Annotated in this window: 9 protein-coding genes; 2 read left to right on the top strand and 7 right to left on the bottom strand. The window is 72.8% G+C overall.

Going from position 1 to position 15609, the window contains the following annotated elements; translation table 11 throughout:
* Positions 1 to 266 precede the first annotated feature (266 nt).
* The 3 genes from AC3ET3_RS31410 to AC3ET3_RS31400 form a co-directional block, all read right to left on the bottom strand.
* A complete protein-coding gene (locus AC3ET3_RS31410) occupies positions 267 to 1559 on the bottom strand; it encodes a M50 family metallopeptidase (protein WP_432137999.1) in 1293 nt (430 codons plus the stop codon).
* Positions 1560 to 1567: 8 nt separating this feature from the next.
* Complete coding sequence (gene dxr, locus AC3ET3_RS31405) at positions 1568 to 2821, bottom strand: 1-deoxy-D-xylulose-5-phosphate reductoisomerase (RefSeq protein ID WP_432137993.1); 1254 nt, start codon at positions 2819 to 2821, stop codon at positions 1568 to 1570.
* A 77-nt stretch (positions 2822 to 2898) separates the two neighbouring features.
* Complete coding sequence (locus tag AC3ET3_RS31400; RefSeq protein WP_432137992.1) at positions 2899 to 4836, bottom strand: acyl-CoA dehydrogenase family protein; 1938 nt, start codon at positions 4834 to 4836, stop codon at positions 2899 to 2901.
* Positions 4837 to 5144: 308 nt separating this feature from the next.
* Here AC3ET3_RS31400 and AC3ET3_RS31395 point away from each other — a divergent pair, with 308 nt between their 5' ends.
* Both AC3ET3_RS31395 and AC3ET3_RS31390 read left to right on the top strand, forming a co-directional pair.
* Positions 5145 to 6188 carry a LacI family DNA-binding transcriptional regulator gene (locus AC3ET3_RS31395; RefSeq protein WP_432155608.1) on the top strand — a complete coding sequence of 348 codons (1044 nt, stop codon included), beginning with the start codon at positions 5145 to 5147 and terminating at the stop codon, positions 6186 to 6188.
* 64 nt (positions 6189 to 6252) lie between these two features.
* Positions 6253 to 8304, top strand: a complete 2052-nt coding sequence (locus AC3ET3_RS31390) for a glycoside hydrolase family 31 protein (protein WP_432137990.1) — start codon at positions 6253 to 6255, stop codon at positions 8302 to 8304.
* 70 nt (positions 8305 to 8374) lie between these two features.
* Here the strand turns inward: AC3ET3_RS31390 and AC3ET3_RS31385 are convergent, their stop codons facing one another.
* Genes AC3ET3_RS31385 through AC3ET3_RS31370 form a run of 4 tightly spaced genes read right to left on the bottom strand, consistent with a single transcriptional unit; the run spans position 8375 to position 15548 of the window.
* Positions 8375 to 9103: a glycoside hydrolase family 12 protein gene (locus AC3ET3_RS31385; RefSeq protein WP_435613334.1), complete on the bottom strand. Its 729-nt coding sequence runs from the start codon at positions 9101 to 9103 to the stop codon at positions 8375 to 8377.
* Between the two features lie 39 nt (positions 9104 to 9142).
* A complete protein-coding gene (locus tag AC3ET3_RS31380; protein WP_432155606.1) occupies positions 9143 to 11347 on the bottom strand; it encodes a glycosyl hydrolase family 95 catalytic domain-containing protein in 2205 nt (734 codons plus the stop codon).
* Positions 11344 to 13326: a beta-galactosidase gene (locus AC3ET3_RS31375; RefSeq protein ID WP_435613333.1), complete on the bottom strand. Its 1983-nt coding sequence runs from the start codon at positions 13324 to 13326 to the stop codon at positions 11344 to 11346. Before AC3ET3_RS31375 ends, AC3ET3_RS31380 begins: the two co-directional genes overlap by 4 nt.
* On the bottom strand, positions 13323 to 15548 hold the full coding sequence (locus AC3ET3_RS31370; RefSeq protein WP_435613332.1) for a 1,4-beta-glucanase: 2226 nt from the start codon (positions 15546 to 15548) through the stop codon (positions 13323 to 13325). Before AC3ET3_RS31370 ends, AC3ET3_RS31375 begins: the two co-directional genes overlap by 4 nt.
* Positions 15549 to 15609 lie beyond the last annotated feature (61 nt).

Below are 15609 nucleotides of genomic sequence, written 5' to 3'. Positions count from 1 at the left end.
ACCCACCGCGACGGAACCGACCTGGATCTGCCGGCTCTTGCGGCGCTCGGCGATCTTGGTCGGAACGGACGGCATGCCGAGAGAAATCGCAGTCATCTGCTGTGCAACCCCAAGTCGTGGATCAAGGTCCGGTCCCGTGTCAGCGGCGGGCTCCGAGTCCCGAGATTACGGCACGGTCCTGGACGCGAGCACATCACGCCACCGAAACCCACTCATTGGAGGACGGCCCGGCAGCAGCCTGCCGGGCCGTCGGAAACGCCGTGCGGCTAGGAGATTCTCACCGGGTTAACGACGTCCGCGATCAGCACGAGGATCGTGAAGCAGACGAAGATTCCCGCCACCACGTAGGCCACCGGCATCAGCTTCGCGACGTCGAACGGGCCCGGGTCCGGCCGGCGGAGCACCTTGGCCGCGGTGCGGCGCACGGACTCCCACAGGGCGCCGGCGATGTGGCCGCCGTCCAGGGGGAGCAGGGGGAGCATGTTGAACAGGAACAGGGAGAGGTTGAAGCCGGCCAGCAGCATCACGAAGTTGGCCAGCTGCTGGGACGCGGGGATGTCGAGCGTGGCGATCTCGCCGCTGATCCGGGCGGCGCCGACGATGCCCATCGGGGAGTCCGGTTCGCGCGGGCCGTCGCCGAAGGCCGCGTCCCACAGGGCGGGGATCTTGGAGGGCAGGGCCGCCAGGGAGTCGAGCGCGTCGCCGACCCGGTCGGTCATCCAGGTCACGGACTGGCCGAAGTCCTGCTGGACGACGCCGGTGGCGGAGGTGAAGCCGAGGAAGCCGGCCTGGACGTACTTGCCCTCGACGTAGGCCCCCGCGGCGTCCTTCTTCACGACCCAGTTGGTGGCGATCTTCGCGTGCAGGGTCACCTCCCGGCCGTCGCGCTCGACGACGATCGGTACGTCCTTGCCGGCGCTGTCGCGGATGAGGTCGGAGACCTTGTCCCAGTCGTCGGTGCGCACCCCGTCGAAGGCGACGATCCGGTCGTGCGCCTTCATGCCGGCCGCGGCGGCCGGGGACTTGGCGTCGGAGGGCCTGCACTCGTCGCGGTGCTCGGTCTGGGCGATGACGCAGGGGGAGACGGAGCTGACGGTGGTGGTCTGCTGCGGGATGCCGAAGCCCATGAGCACGGCGAGGAACAGCCCGATGGCGAGGACCAGGTTCATGAAGGGCCCGGCGAACATGACGACGACCCGTTTCCACGGCTTGCGCGTGTAGAACAGGCGGGTCTCGTCGCCGGGCTGGAGTTCCTCGAAGGCGGCCGAGCGGGCGTCCTCGATCATGCCGCGCCACGGCGAGGTGGAGCGGGCCACCAGTCGGCCGTCGTCACCGGGCGGGAACATGCCGATCATGCGGATGTAGCCACCGAGCGGGATCGCCTTGACGCCGTACTCCGTGTCGCCCTTGCGGCGCGACCAGACGGTGGGGCCGAAGCCGACCATGTACTGGGGGACGCGGATGCCGAAGAGCTTGGCGGTGGACAGGTGCCCCAGCTCGTGCCACGCGATCGAGACCAGCAGGCCGACGGCGAAGACCACTATGCCGATGAAGAACATCAAGGTCGTCATGCACGGGCCTCCGCCGTCTGTGCCGCCAGTTCCCGGGCTCGTGCCCGGGCCCAGGTCTCCGCTTCGAGGACGTCCGACACGGTGAGCGAGGTTCCCGCGCCGGGGGTGCCGTGCTCCTCGACCACCCGGGTCACCGTCTCCATGATCCCGTTGAACGGCAGCGCGCCCGAGCGGAACGCCTCCACGCACTCCTCGTTGGCGGCATTGAACACCGCCGGGGCGGTGCCCGCGAGCTCGCCCACGTGCCGGGCGAGGTTCACCGAGGGGAACGCCTCGTTGTCGAGCGGGAAGAACTCCCAGGTGGAAGCGGTGCTCCAGTCGAACGCGGGTGCAGCGTCGGGGACCCGTTCGGGCCAGCCGAGGCCGATGGCGATCGGCCCGCGCATGTCGGGGGGCGTCGCCTGGGCCAGTGTCGATCCGTCCGTGAACTCAACCATCGAGTGGACATACGACTGCGGGTGCACGACCACCTCAATGCGGTCGAAGGGAATGTCGTAGAGGAGGTGCGCCTCGATGACCTCCAGGCCCTTGTTGACGAGGGTGGCGGAGTTGATCGTGATCACCGGGCCCATCGCCCAGGTGGGGTGGGCGAGGGCGTCCTCGACGGTGACCCGGGCCAGCTGTTCCTTCGTGCGGCCGCGGAAGGGGCCGCCGGAGGCGGTGACGACGAGCTTGCGGACGTCGGCGCGGGTGCCGGCGGCGAGGGCCTGGAAGAGGGCCGCGTGCTCGGAGTCCACGGGGATGATCTGGCCGGGTTTGGCGACCGCCTTCACCAGCGGGCCGCCCACGATGAGCGACTCCTTGTTGGCGAGCGCGAGGGTGCGGCCCGCCTCCAGGGCGGCGAGGGTGGGGGCGAGGCCGATGGAACCGGTGATGCCGTTCAGGACGGTGTGCGAGTCGGAGGCGGCGAGCTGGGTGGCGGCGTCGGGGCCGGCGAGGATCTCGGGCAGCGGCTCACCGCCGTACTCCGCGCGCAGCGCCTCGCGCAGGGCGGGGACGACGTCCTGCCGCGCGACGGCGACGGTCCGCACCCGGAGCTGGTACGCCTGCTCGGCGAGGAGGGCGACCCGGGCGCCGTGCGCGGACAGGCCGGTGACCCGGAACCGGTCCGGGTTGCGCAGCACGAGGTCGATGGCCTGGGTGCCGATCGACCCGGTGGAGCCGAGGATCACCACGTCCTTCGGGCCGTCGCCCGCGACGGGGTCGTAGAGGAGGTGCGGGTCGGCGAGGGGGGCAGGACTGTCGCTCATGCCTCCCATTGTGTCCACAACGGCCGCGCCGCAGGACAGGGTGTCCCCCCGACGGGGACACCCTGCCGTGGCGCGGGTCACCGGATCGGGCGGTGGACGTTCTGCTCGGTGGACGGGCCGGGGGTGGTGTCGGCGATCCAGGGACCGTCGTCGGAGGGGTCGATGACGCCGTCCTCCAGCCAGGTGTAGGTGCCGGACAGGACGCCCTTGACGACCTTGCGGTCCAGGTCGTCGGTGTTGGCCCACAGACGGCCGAAGAGTTCGTCGACGCGCAGCCGGGCCTGGTGGCAGAAGGCGTCGGCGAGCTGGTAGGCCTCGCGGCCGTTCTCGCCGCGGGAGCGCAGCAGCTCGGCGCGGACGCAGGCGGCGCTCATCGCGAAGAGTTCCGCGCCGATGTCGACGATCCGGCCGAGGAAGCCCTGCTTGGTCTCCATGCGGCCCTGCCAGCGGGACATGCCGTAGAAGGTGGAGCGGGCGAGTTTGCGGGCGTGCCGTTCGACGAAGCGCAGGTGCGGGGAGAGGTCGACGTGGTGTTTGAACTCGGCGTAGGAAGAGGGCAGCTGCCCCGGTCCGGCGACCAGTTTCGGCAGCCATCTGGCGTAGAAGGCGCCGGCGCTCGCGCCCGCGCGCGCCTTGTCCTGGAGGGACTTGTCGGGGTCGATGAGGTCGCCGGCGACGGTCAGGTGGGCGTCGACGGCCTCGCGCGCGATCAGCAGGTGCATGATCTCGGTGGAGCCCTCGAAGATGCGGTTGATGCGCAGGTCGCGCAGCAGCTGCTCGGCGGGGACGGCGCGTTCCCCGCGGGCGCGCAGCGACTCGGCGGTCTCGAAGCCGCGGCCGCCGCGGATCTGGACCAGCTCGTCGGCCATGGTGTAGGCGAGTTCGGAGGCGTAGAGCTTGGCGAGCGCGCCCTCGATGCGGATGTCGTTGCGGTCCTCGTCGGCCATCTGGGCGGCGAGGTCGGTGACGGCCTCCAGGGCGAAGGTGGTGGCGGCGATGAAGGAGATCTTGGTGCCGACGGCCTCGTGGCGGGCGATGGGCTTGCCCCACTGCTCGCGGGCCGCCGACCACTCGCGGGCGATCTTCAGGCACCACTTGCCGGCGGCGACGCAGGACGCGGGCAGGGAGAGCCGTCCGGTGTTGAGGGTGGTCAGGGCGATCTTCAGGCCGGCGCCCTCGGGTCCGACGCGGTTGGCGGCGGGGACGCGGACCTGGTGGAAGCGGGTGACGCCGTTCTCGATGCCGCGCAGGCCCATGAAGGTGTTGCGGTTCTCCACGGTGACGCCGGGCGAGTTGGTCTCGACGACGAAGGCGGTGATGCCGCCCTTGTGGCCCTCGGACCTCGGCACCCGGGCCATGACGACGAGGAGGTCGGCGACCACGCCGTTGGTGGTCCACAGCTTCACCCCGTCGAGGACGTAGTCGTCCCCGTCCGGGACCGCGGTGGTGGCGAGGCGGGCCGGGTCGGAGCCGACGTCGGGCTCGGTGAGCAGGAAGGCGCTGATGTCGGTGCGGGCGCAGCGCGGCAGGAAGCGTTCCTTCTGCTCGGGGGTGCCGAACATCTTCAGGGGCTGCGGGACGCCGATCGACTGGTGGGCGGAGAGGAGCACGCCGATGGCGGGGCTGGCCGAGCCGGCCAGGGCGAGGGCCTTGTTGTAGTACACCTGGGTGAGGCCGAGTCCGCCGTACTTCGGGTCGATCTTCATGCCGAGGGCGCCGAGTTCCTTGAGCCCGTTGATCACGTCGTCCGGGATGCGGGCGTCGCGTTCGATGCGGGCCGCGTCGACCTTGGTCTCGCAGAAGTCGCGCAGCTTGGCGAGGAACTCCTCGCCGCGCTGGACGTCGTCGTCGGGCGGGAGGGGGTGGGGGTGGATGAGGTCGAGCCGGAAGCGGCCGAGGAAGAGTTCCTTGGCGAAGCTCGGCTTGCGCCATTCCTGTTCCCGGGCCGCCTCGGCCACCTCGCGCGCCTCGCGCTCGGTGACGGCAGGACCAGAGGAGGGGGTTGGTGCGGACATGAGGTTCACCTCGCCGCGAAGAGGGATCAACGGGACCGTCGGTACCGACCGGAGTTACTGGATCGTTGGTACCCGAAACCGGGCGGGGCCACCACCCCGCGCGCGGCCGTTCGGCGGAACCGGCGGCGGGTACCTTGCCGCGTGTCCCGTGCGGCTCCCCCGGCGGCGCCGACCGCGGCAGAAAACAGTCGAAGCGCTTCGACAGCCTATGGACACCCACCGCCACTGAAGCTACTGTCGAACCACCCTCACTCGCCCCCGTTCACCACGCGCACTGTCGAAGCGCTTCACAAAGCTTGGAGAGCTGGATGGTCACCCTCGCCGAGGTCGCCCAGCACGCCGGAGTCTCGGCGAGTACGGTGAGCTATGTCCTCAGCGGCAAGCGGTCCATCTCCGCCACCACCCGGCAGCGGGTCGAGCAGAGCATCCGGGAGCTGGGGTACCACCCGAACGCCGGAGCCCGCGCGCTCGCCAGCAGCCGGTCGAACATCATCGCGCTGATGATCCCGCTGCGCACCGACATGTACGTACCGGTGATGATGGAGATCGCCATCGCGGTGGCCACGACGGCGCGCACCCACGGGTACGACGTGCTGCTGCTGACCGGCGAGGAGGGGCCCGACGCGGTGCGCCGGGTCACCGGCAGCGGGCTGGCCGACGCGATGATCCTGATGGACGTCGAACTCGACGACGAGCGGCTGCCGCTGCTGCGCGGCGGGGGCGCACCCGCCGGGGCGAAGTCGAGAGCCGGGGACGAGCAGCCGTCGGTGCTGATCGGCCTGCCCGCCGACACCTCAGGGCTGACCTGCGTGGATCTGGACTGGAGCGCGACCGGTGCGCTGTGCGCCGAGCACCTGGCGCGGCTCGGGCACCGGGACGTCGCGGTCATCGGCGAGGCCCCCGCGGTCTACGAGCGGCACACCGGGTTCGCCGAGCGCACCCTGGACGGTCTGCGCGCCGCGGCCCGCGAGCTGGGTCTGCGGGTGCTGCACCGGGCGTGCGAGGGCGGCTACGACGCGATGGCCGCGACGCTCGCCCGGGTGTTCGACGAACGCCCCGGCACCACGGGCTTCGTGGTGCAGAACGAGTCCGCCGTCGAACCGCTGCTCGCGCTGCTGCGCCAGCAGGGCCGGGCCGTTCCGGAGGACGTGTCGGTGGTCGCGATCTGCCCCGACCAGGTCGCCGTCCAGGCGTCGGTGCGGCTGACGTCCGTCGGCATCCCCGCCCAGGAGATGGGGCGCCTCGCCGTGGAACGGCTGGTGGCCAAGCTGAACGGGCGGGGCAGTGACGAAGTCGTGCTCATCGCCCCCGAGTTGACGGTCCGGGCGAGCTCGGGACCCGCCGCCCACTGACCCGTAGGTACCCCGGTGGCCCCCCGCGGGGGCACCTCCCTGTCCTCATCCAGGAGTACGCCTCGTGAACCAGCCTGCCGCACCGCAGCCCAAGGTCAGCCTCGCCCAGTCCTCCCCCACCGTCGGCACGTTCCGCGAGCGGGACGGGGCGCTGGAGTGGACCGGCCGTCAGGAGACCCTCCGGATCGAGCCGTGGGGCCCGGACGCAGTCCGGGTCCGGGCCCGGCTCGGCGGCCCCGTGCTCACGGGCCTGCCCGGGGCGCTGCTGGACGCGGCCCCGGCGGCCGCCTCGACCGTGAAGGTGGAGGACGGCACCGGCCGGCTGACCGTGGGAGCGCTCACCGTCGAGGTGTCGGCCGAGGGGACGGTCCGCTTCCTGCGCACCGACGACGGCGGGGAACTGCTCGCCGAGGAGCGCGCCCACTTCTGGTGGCCGGGCCCGCGCCTGTACACGGCCGTCGGCGGCGGCCACCACCGGCTGGAGCAGCGGTTCACCGCCTACGACGACGAGAAGCTGTACGGCCTGGGCCAGCACCAGCACGGCCGGCTGGACCAGAAGGGCCTGGTCCTGGACCTGATCCAGCGCAACGCCGAGGTCGGCATCCCGGTGCTCACCTCCAGCCGCGGCTACACCCTGCTGTGGAACAACCCGGCGGTCGGCCGGGTGGAGCTGGCGCACAACGGCACCCGCTGGGTGGCCGACTCGGCGCGCCAGATCGACTACTGGATCACCGCGGGCGACCCGGCCGCCGCCCAGCGCCGCTACAGCGCGGTGACCGGCCGTACGCCGATGCTGCCGCAGTGGGCGGCGGGCTTCTGGCAGTGCAAGCTGCGCTACCGCACGCAGGACGAACTCCTGGCCGTGGCACGGGAGTACAAGCGCAGGGGGCTGCCGCTCTCGGCGATCGTCTGCGACTTCTTCCACTGGACGCACCTCGGCGAGTGGAGGTTCGACCCCCGGGAGTGGCCGGACCCGGCGGCGATGGTCCGCGAGCTGGAGGACATGGGCGTCAAGCTCGTCGTGTCCGTGTGGCCGTCGGTGTCGCCGCTGTCGGAGAACCACCCGGTGATGGAGCAGCGCGGCTACTTCGTCGGCACCCAGTACGGCCCGATGGCGCACGCCGACTGGCCGGACAAGGGGGTCGCCTCGACGGTCCAGGTGGCGTTCTACGACGCGACCAACCCGGACGCCCGGGAGTTCGTCTGGTCGAAGGTCAGGGAGAACTACCTCGACCCCTACGGCATCACGGCGTTCTGGCTGGACGCCTGCGAGCCGGAGCTGAAGCCGGGCTTCCAGGAGAACCTGCGCTACTGGGCGGGCCCGGGCCTCGAGGTCGGCAACATCTACCCGGCCGACAACGCCCGGACCTTCTACGAAGGGCTGCGCGCGTCGGGCCTCGGCGACGACGAGATCGTCTCCCTGAACCGTTCGGCGTGGGCGGGCAGCCAGCGCTACGGCGCCGCCCTGTGGTCGGGAGACATCGGCACCGACTTCGCGACGCTGCGCCGCCAGATCGCGGCCGGCCTGAACACCGCGCTGTCCGGCATCCCGTGGTGGAACACCGACATCGGCGGCTTCCACGGCGGCGACCCGGACGACCCGGCCTACCGCGAGGTCATGGTCCGCTGGTTCCAGTTCGGCGCGCTGTCCCCGCTGATGCGCCTGCACGGCTTCCGCGACCCCGGCATGCCACTGGGCCCGGACATGACCGGCGGCCCGAACGAGGTGTGGTCGTACGGCGAGGAGGCCGGCGCCATCCTGGAGAAGTACCTGCGGCTGCGCGAACGTCTGAAGCCGTACGTCCTCAAGGTGATGCGGGAGGCCCACGAGGAGGGCCTGCCGGTGATGCGGCCGTTGTTCCTCGAGTTCCCGCGGGACCTCCCGACCTGGCAGGTCGCCGACGCGTACATGTTCGGCGCGGATCTGCTGGTCGCGCCGGTCCTGGAGCCCGGCGCGACGACCCGGACGGTGTACCTCCCGGCCGGGGCCCGCTGGACGGACGCGTGGACCGGCGAGGCGTACGAGGGCGGGGAGGCGGTCACCGTCGACGCCCCGCTGGACCGTATCCCGCTGTTCCTGCGGGACGGGGCGCGGCTGCCGGTCTCCGGCGAGTAGCCGCGCTCGCTGCGGGCCGGGGCCGGACCGCGCCTGACGGTGCGGGCCGGCCCCGGCCGGTGGTGTGGGGTCAGCCGCCGCTGACCGAGTAGCCGTTGGTGCGGAAGTCCAGCCCGCCGGAGGACGAGGTGATCTCGAAGCCGAACTGGAGGTCACCGATGGTCTCGTCGCCCATCCAGCGCTTGGTGTCCTTGAGCCACTTCAGCACCGGGAGGATCTGGACGGTGCCGGAGGTGGAGTCGGAGGTACGCAGGAACGAGAAGACGTCCCAGTAGGTGCCGTCCGAGCGGTACACGCGGCCCTTGTGGACGTTCCAGTTGTGGCCGCCGAGCGACACGTTGCCCTGGTAGCTGCCGAGCGCGCCGACGGCGCCGTTGTAGTTGACCCAGAGCATGATCTCGTAGTCGTGGTCCGTGTCCCAGACGTCGTACGAGGTGTTGTACGCGCCGGCGGACGGGACGGTGACGTTGTAGCTGCTGCTGAGCGAGGAGAGCGAGGTGATCGACTTGTTGACCACCTTCTTGGCGTTGGGGTAGGACTTGATGCCGCCGGTGTTCGGGTGGTCGGCCCAGACGCCCCAGTTGGTGCCGGAGTTGGCCCAGACGCACTGGGCGCCGGCGCCGCCGCCCCAGATGTTGTTGTAGAGCGTGTAGCCGTTGAGGCTGGTGTTGCCCCACTGGTCGCAGGAGCTCCAGACGGCGGCGGAGGCGGGGGCGGAGGCGAGGCCGATGACCGCGCCGAGCGCGAGGCCCGGTGCCGGCAGGGCCCTGGTGATCCTGCCGAGCGTGCGTGATGCCATGGTGTCGTCCTTTCCATGGGTGGGGGGAATGGCGGGGAGTCACCACGTCCCGAGCGTGAGGACGTGGTCTTCTCCGGCGACGAGGTCGAGCGGCTGTGCGCCGGAGGAAGTCCGGAGTTCGATGCGGCGGGTACGGTGCGGCCTGAGGACGGCGCGGGCGCCGTCGGGGCCCCAGGCCAGATCGAGTTCGGCGGCGAAGCGGGTGCGGACGCCGGTGAGGCGGCCGGCCGCGAGCGCCGGCGGCGGTGCGGGCAGCAGCACCAGCCGGTCGGGCGTGGACTGGACGAGCGCCTCGATCAGCACGGCGGGCAGCGTGTGGGCGGCGTCCGCGTTGTAGACGGCGCGCCGGGGGTAGTGCGCGCTCATCAGGGAGACGTGGAAGAAGTCGCCGCCCAGGACGTTCGACAGGGCCCCGGCGACCCGCTCGGCGTCGCGCAGGCGGGCCGCGATCAGCGCGTGGTGGAGGTGGCCGTGCGCGGAGTCGTTCTCGGCGCCGCGCAGTTCGAGGGCGCGGTGGGCGGCCGCGGCGAGGCCGGGGGTGTCGTAGGGGTTGATCTCGTCGAGCGGCCAGACACCGTAGAGGTGGCTGAGGTGGCGGTGGTCGTAGGTGTCGCCGAGGCCGGGCCAGGCCCATTCGGCGAGGGCTCCGTCGGCGTTGATCCGGTGCGGCGGGAGCCGGTCGGCCAGCGCCCGCCAGCGCTCGGCGTCCTCGGTGTCCGGGTGGTGGTCGGCGGCGGTGCGCAGGGCGTGCCGGGCGGCGGAGAGGTCCATGGCGGCGTTGATCGCGCCCCAGCTGCCGCCCGCCGGGCGGTTCTCGGGCGAGTAGGACGGTACGACGACGAGGTGGCCGTCGGCGTCGGTGCGGGTGAGGAAGTCCTCGTAGAAGCGGGCGGTCTCGGCGAGCGCGGCCGCGGTGCGCGGGTCGCGATGACCGCGGGTGTCGTCGTGGTCGACGAGCGGCTTGAGCAGCCAGTCGGCGCCCGCGGTCCACAGGTGCAGGGGGTATGCGCGGCTGAAGTGGTACGCGTGCCCGGACTCGCCGTCGCTGTGGGCGGGGGCGACGACGCCCCGGGTGCCGAAGACGGCACGGGCGTTGTCCCGCCAGTCCGGCAGCTGGCGGTGCACGAGGCGGGCGTGGGCCGCGGTCACCTCGGGGAGGGCGGCGGCCGCGGCGGAGGCGGTCTGGAGGTTGAGGTTGGCGTCGTAGGTGAAGGCGCCCGACCAGGCGGTGTCCCAGTCGCCGGTCCACAGGCCGGTCAGGCGGGGCGGGAAGAGTCCGCTTGCCGACAGCAGGTGGTAGCGGCCGGCCGCGAAGAGGCGTTCCAGCAGGGCGGGGCTGTCCGTCCTGGCGAGCAACTCGGCGCCGGACAGTGAGCGTTCGGCCGGGTCGGCGCACAGGTCGAGGGTGACGCGGCGGTAGGCGGTGCGGTGGGCGGTCAGATGCCGGTCGAGGAGGTCGGTGTACGTCGAGTCCGCGAGCAGGTCACGCAGGACGCGGCTCTCGGCGGTGGTGTCGAGTTCGCCGGGGTGGCGGCGTACCCGGGTGAGCAGCAGGACGGCGTCGGCGTTCTCGATCCGCACGCCCTGGGGGCCCAGGCGGGTGCTGCCGCCGGTGACGGCGGCCACGGTGACGCCGGTGACGGCGAGGTCGCTGTCCGGGTAGCGGGCGCGCAGGGTGAGCTGGGCGCCCTCCGGGGTGAGCAGCGCGCCGTGGCCGACGCCGAGCCCGGCGGGCGCGCCCGGCAGCCGGTGGTCCAGGGCCACGTCGAGGACGGGGCCGGGCGCGGTGACGTACTGGACGATCACGTCGTCGGCGCGGGAGACGAAGACGCGGCTGCGCCAGTCGCCGCGGGTGGCGTCGGTGACGCCGGTGGTGAAGTCGACCGAGCGGCGGTAGCCGGGGCCGTCGTCGTCGGCCTTGCGGCGGGTCAGGCGGATCTGGAAGGCGGGGTGGAAGGGCTTGACCCACTGCAGGCCGCGGCCGTCGGTGAAGCCCTCGGCGGCGGTGAGGTCGCCGGCCAGCAGCCGTTCCTGGAGGGCGGGGAGTTCGGCGGCGAGCTGGGGCGCGCGGGCGTCCTCGGTGCCGTTGGGGCGGACCAGGGTGTGGTGGGTGACGATGACACGGTCGGCGTTCGGATCGCCGAACACCAGGGCGCCGTGATGGCCGTTGCCGGTGAGGAAGGCGTCCTCCCAGCGGGTGGCCGGCTCCGGCTCCCAGGTGGCGTGGACGGGGCTCGCGCTCATGGCCGCAGCACCGCCACGCCGTAGCGGCCGAGGGTGAGGCGGTCGGTGACGTCCTCCCGGGTGAGCAGGTCGTGGTGGCGGCCGGGGACGTCGACGGTGACCGGCTCGCGGCCGTGGTTGAGCAGGAACAGCAGCTCGCCCCGGCGCACGGCCTCCACGCCGGCCGGCAGGCCCTCCAGCACCGGGCGGACCCCGGCGTCGGCGGCGATCCGGGCGAGGAGCGCGCGCAGGGCGGCCGGCTCGGGCAGCGTGGACACGTACCAGGCGCGGCCCCGGCGCAGCACCGCGGGCAGCCCGTCGAGCTCGCCGCCCTTGTACGGGATCGTCTCGTCGGCGGTGTCCGGGTCGGCCTCGATCTCCTCCGACCACAGGGTGCCCTCGAAGCCCTCGCAGGGAGCCGTCTCGCCGGTCTCCAGGGGCCACCACTCGTGCAGGACGCGGATGCCGAACAGCGCGCGCAGCCGGGCGTCCATGCCGCCCTCGCGGACGCGGTCGTCCTGGTCGGCGACGCCGGTGAGGAAGCCGCTGACCAGGGTGCCGCCACCGCGGACGTAGGCGAGCAGGTTGTCGATCGCCGCGTCGGTGAGGGCGTACAGCTGCGGGACGACGACCATCCGGTAGCCGCCGAGGTCGTGCTCGGGGTGGGCGAAGTCGGTGGTGAGGCCGCCCTCCCACAGGGCGCGGTGCCAGGCGTGCAGCAGGTCGGGCAGGTCGAACCGGGTGGACGGGCGGCCCTCCTGGTCGCCGGCCCACCAGGAGTGCCAGTCGTGCAGTACGGCGATCCCGGCGTGCGACCGGGTGCCCGCCACCTCGGCACCGATCGCGGCGAGGTCCGCTCCGATCCGCTTGATCTCCTGGAAGGTGCGGCCCCGCTCCCCCGCGTGGCCGACCATGCCGGAGTGGAACTTCTCCGCGCCCTGGCGGGACTGGCGCCACTGGAAGTAGCAGACGGCGTCGGCGCCGCGCGCCACCGCCTGGAGGGACCACAGGCGGTTCAGGCCGCGCGGCTTGGGGTGGTTGACGCCGCGCCAGTTGACCGGGCCGGCCGCCTGTTCCATCAGCATCCAGGGGCCGCGGGCCTGGGAGCGGGTGAGGTCCTGTACCAGGGCGCCGTGCTGGGCGCCGCGGGGGCCGAGCGGGTCGGCCGGGTCGGGGTAGAGGTCGACGGAGACGACGTCCTCCTCCTCGGCCCAGCGCCAGCCGTCCTGGCCGGCCCACAGCGGCATGAAGTTGGTGGTGACCGGGGTGTGCGGGGTGTGCCGGCGGACGATGTCCCGCTCGGCGGCGTAACACTCCAGCAGCATGTCGGAGGTGAAGCGGCGGAAGTCGAGCGTCTGGGTGGGGTTCTTCAGGTAGTGGGCGTGGCGCGGGGGCAGGATGCCGTCCCAGCTGTCGTAGCCCTGGCTCCAGAAGGCGGTGCCCCAGGCGGTGTTGAGGGCGTCCAGGGTGCCGTACCTCTCGCGCAGCCAGTGGCGGAAGGCGGCGGCGGCCTCGTCGCCGTAGTCGAAGGTGCAGTACTCGTTGTTGATGTGCCACATCGTGAGGGCGGGGTGGCCGGCGTAGCGGGCGGCCAGGTCCTCGGTGATGGCGGCGGCGTGGCGCCGGTAGGCGGCGCTGGAGTGGGAGAAGTGCTGGCGGCCGCCCCACCACTCGGTGCGGCCGTCGGCGTCCCGGGGCAGGGTGTCGGGGTGGAGGCGGCCCAGCCAGGGCGGGGGCGAGGAGGTGGGGGTGGCGAGGACGACGCCGACGCCGTTGGCGTGCATCAGGTCCATCAGGGTGTCCAGCCAGCCGAACTCCCGTGCGCCCGGCTCGGGTTCGAGCTTCGCCCAGGAGAAGACGCCGAGGGTGACGGAGGTGACGCCGGCTTCGCGCATCAGCCGGACGTCCTCGTGCCAGGTCTCCTCGGGCCACTGCTCGGGGTTGTAGTCGCCGCCGAAGAGGATCCGGCCGCGGGTGGTGTCGGCGAGGGTCGGCTTCACGCGGGCTCCCCGTACTGCACGCCGCGTCCGTTGGTGGCGAGGTAGACCCGGCCGTACACGCGCGGGTCGCCGGTGATGGTCTCGCCGGTCCAGCCCCACTGGTGGGCGTCGTCGTTGATGCGGGTCCAGGTCTTCGCGCCGTCGTCGGAGCGGTGGACGGCGGTGACGGTCCCGGTCGAGCCGACCTGGTAGACCGCCGGGTAGTCGGTGCCGTCGGCGGCCTTGCCGAAGCCGAGGGTGTAGGAGGCCCGGCAGCTGTCGACCTTGGTGAAGGCGGCGCCGCCGTCGGTGGAGCGGTACAGGCCGTTCCCCTTGGTGGACAGCCACAGGTCGCCGGTCCGGCCGGGGGCGGCGACCAGCTTGAACTGGGTGTCGCCGGAGGGCAGTCCGGTGGCCCGCGCGGTGAAGGTGAGGCCGCCGTCGGTGCTGGCGAGCAGGGAGCCGGTGTCGGTGTCGTAGGCGTAGAAGCGCGCCGGGTCGGCCGGGTCGGCGACCGGGGTGGCGCCCTTGGGGAAGGTGGGCACCTCGGTCCAGGTGGCGCCGTTGTCGGCGGAGCGGTGGGCGGGGTACCGGGTGCCGTCCCAGTGCACGAACACCCACAGCAGCACGCTGCCGTCGGCGTTCACGGCGATCGGGCCCGGGGCGTCCGAGGCGAGGGCGGGCTGGGCCGGGAAGGGCGACCAGGTCTGCCCGCCGTCGGTGGAGAAGGCGCCGTTGCCGTGGTCGCCCCAGCCGGTGCGCACGACGTACGACGGCTTCGCGGCGGCCTGGGCCAGGCCGGTCGCCGAGCCGAACACCGGGTCGGTCGCCATGCCGCGCGCGGGGGACGCCGTGAGCGACTCGTGGTACATCACGCCGACGTCCCCGTTGCCGCTGATCAGGTGGGCCGTTCCGGTCGGGGGCGAGATCAGCTGGCGGACCGAGGTCTCCTCCAGGCCGCGGATCCGCGGGGCCCAGTGGGTCAGGTCCCGGGTGCCGTAGACGGTGGCGCCGGTGCCGTACAGCACGTTGCGGGAGTCGTACGGGTCGACGGCGACGGTCTGGATCCACCACCCGAACTTGGGCGCGTCGGCGCCCCAGTTGAGGTACGGCGTCTCGGAGACGTCGAGGACGGCGGTGTCCTTCAGGGAGCGCCAGGTGCGGCCGCCGTCGGTGGAGCGGAACACCGTGTCCTGCGCCGCCCAGCGGTTGTTGGTGGACACCACGAGGGTGCCGGGCCGGCGGGCGTCGACGGCCACGCCGCCGTAGCCGAAGGTGTCGGCCGGGCCTTCCCCGTCGGTGGTGCCGCCGGGCTCGACCGGCGTGACGTCGGTCCACCGGCCGCTGAGGAGGCACAGCCGGTGCACGCTGCCGTCGGTCTGGCCGTTGGGGCCCGGCGCGTCGGCGTACGTCACGTACAGCCGGTGGGCGCACCGGTCGTGGGCGGCGCGGATCGGGACCCGGGCGGCGGTGCCGCCCGGCTGACCGGGGACGGCCTGCCAGGTGGTGCCGTCGGTGGTGCGGTACAGGTTGGGCGTCGTGCCGTCGCCGTCGCCCCACCCCGCGTACAGGGCGCGGCCGGCGGCGACGAGCAGGGTGACGCCCTGGCCGGTCGCGCTCGGGGTGGCGGGGAAGCCGGTGGCGGGGGCCCAGGTGGCGCCCCGGTCGGTGGACTTCAGCAGTCCGTCGTGGCGGGTGCCCAGCCACAGGGTGTCGCTGTCGCGCGGGTCGACGAGCAGCCGCTCGCCGGTGCCGCGCCCGTCCTCGTTGGCGCCGAGCCGCACGGTGAGGTCGGTGCGGGCCCAGGTGGCGCCCCGGTCCTCGGAGCGCAGCACCGCGCCGTTGCCGGCCCAGGGCTGGGTGTAGGTGCCGAGCGCCAGGTAGAGGCGGTCGGGGTGGGCCGGGTCGACGGCCATCGCCTCGACGCCGAGCAGGTTCCAGTCGTCCCAGCCGAGGTGGTCGGTCAGGGGGGTCCAGCGGGCGGTGCGGTCGTCCCAGCGGTAGGCGCCGCCGATGTCGGTACGGGCGTAGGCGAGGCCGCGTACGGACGGGTGGAACAGGATGCCGGTGACGAAGCCGGTGCCGCCCATGACGGCGTTGCGCCACCGGTAGGCCGCGCTCGCCGGGCCGTCCGTGCTCTCGGCCGCGCGGGCCGTGCCCTGGAGCACGGGGAGCGCGGTGAGCGTGGTGGCCGCGGTGCCCGCGGCGAGGACGGCACGACGGGACAAGGGGGGCGTGTGCATGACATACCTCGGGGTAGGGGGTCGCGAAATGGATGTGGACAGGTCGAACCCAGGGCGGGGA

The sequence above is a fragment of the Streptomyces sp. bgisy159 genome (assembly GCF_057707805.1).
Note: the sequence above shows the minus strand (reverse complement) of the source record. Positions and strands in the feature narration are given on the sequence as shown.

What these genes read in the sequence shown, in the direction of transcription:
- AC3ET3_RS31410 (WP_432137999.1), bottom strand. Translation starts at nt 1,559, where the DNA reads ATGTTCTTCATCGGCATAGTGGTCTTCGCCGTCGGCCTGCTGGTCTCG.
- dxr (WP_432137993.1), bottom strand. Translation starts at nt 2,821, where the DNA reads ATGAGCGACAGTCCTGCCCCCCTCGCCGACCCGCACCTCCTCTACGAC.
- AC3ET3_RS31400 (WP_432137992.1), bottom strand. Translation starts at nt 4,836, where the DNA reads ATGTCCGCACCAACCCCCTCCTCTGGTCCTGCCGTCACCGAGCGCGAG.
- AC3ET3_RS31395 (WP_432155608.1), top strand. Translation starts at nt 5,145, where the DNA reads ATGGTCACCCTCGCCGAGGTCGCCCAGCACGCCGGAGTCTCGGCGAGT.
- AC3ET3_RS31385 (WP_435613334.1), bottom strand. Translation starts at nt 9,103, where the DNA reads ATGGCATCACGCACGCTCGGCAGGATCACCAGGGCCCTGCCGGCACCG.
- AC3ET3_RS31380 (WP_432155606.1), bottom strand. Translation starts at nt 11,347, where the DNA reads ATGAGCGCGAGCCCCGTCCACGCCACCTGGGAGCCGGAGCCGGCCACC.
- AC3ET3_RS31370 (WP_435613332.1), bottom strand. Translation starts at nt 15,548, where the DNA reads ATGCACACGCCCCCCTTGTCCCGTCGTGCCGTCCTCGCCGCGGGCACC.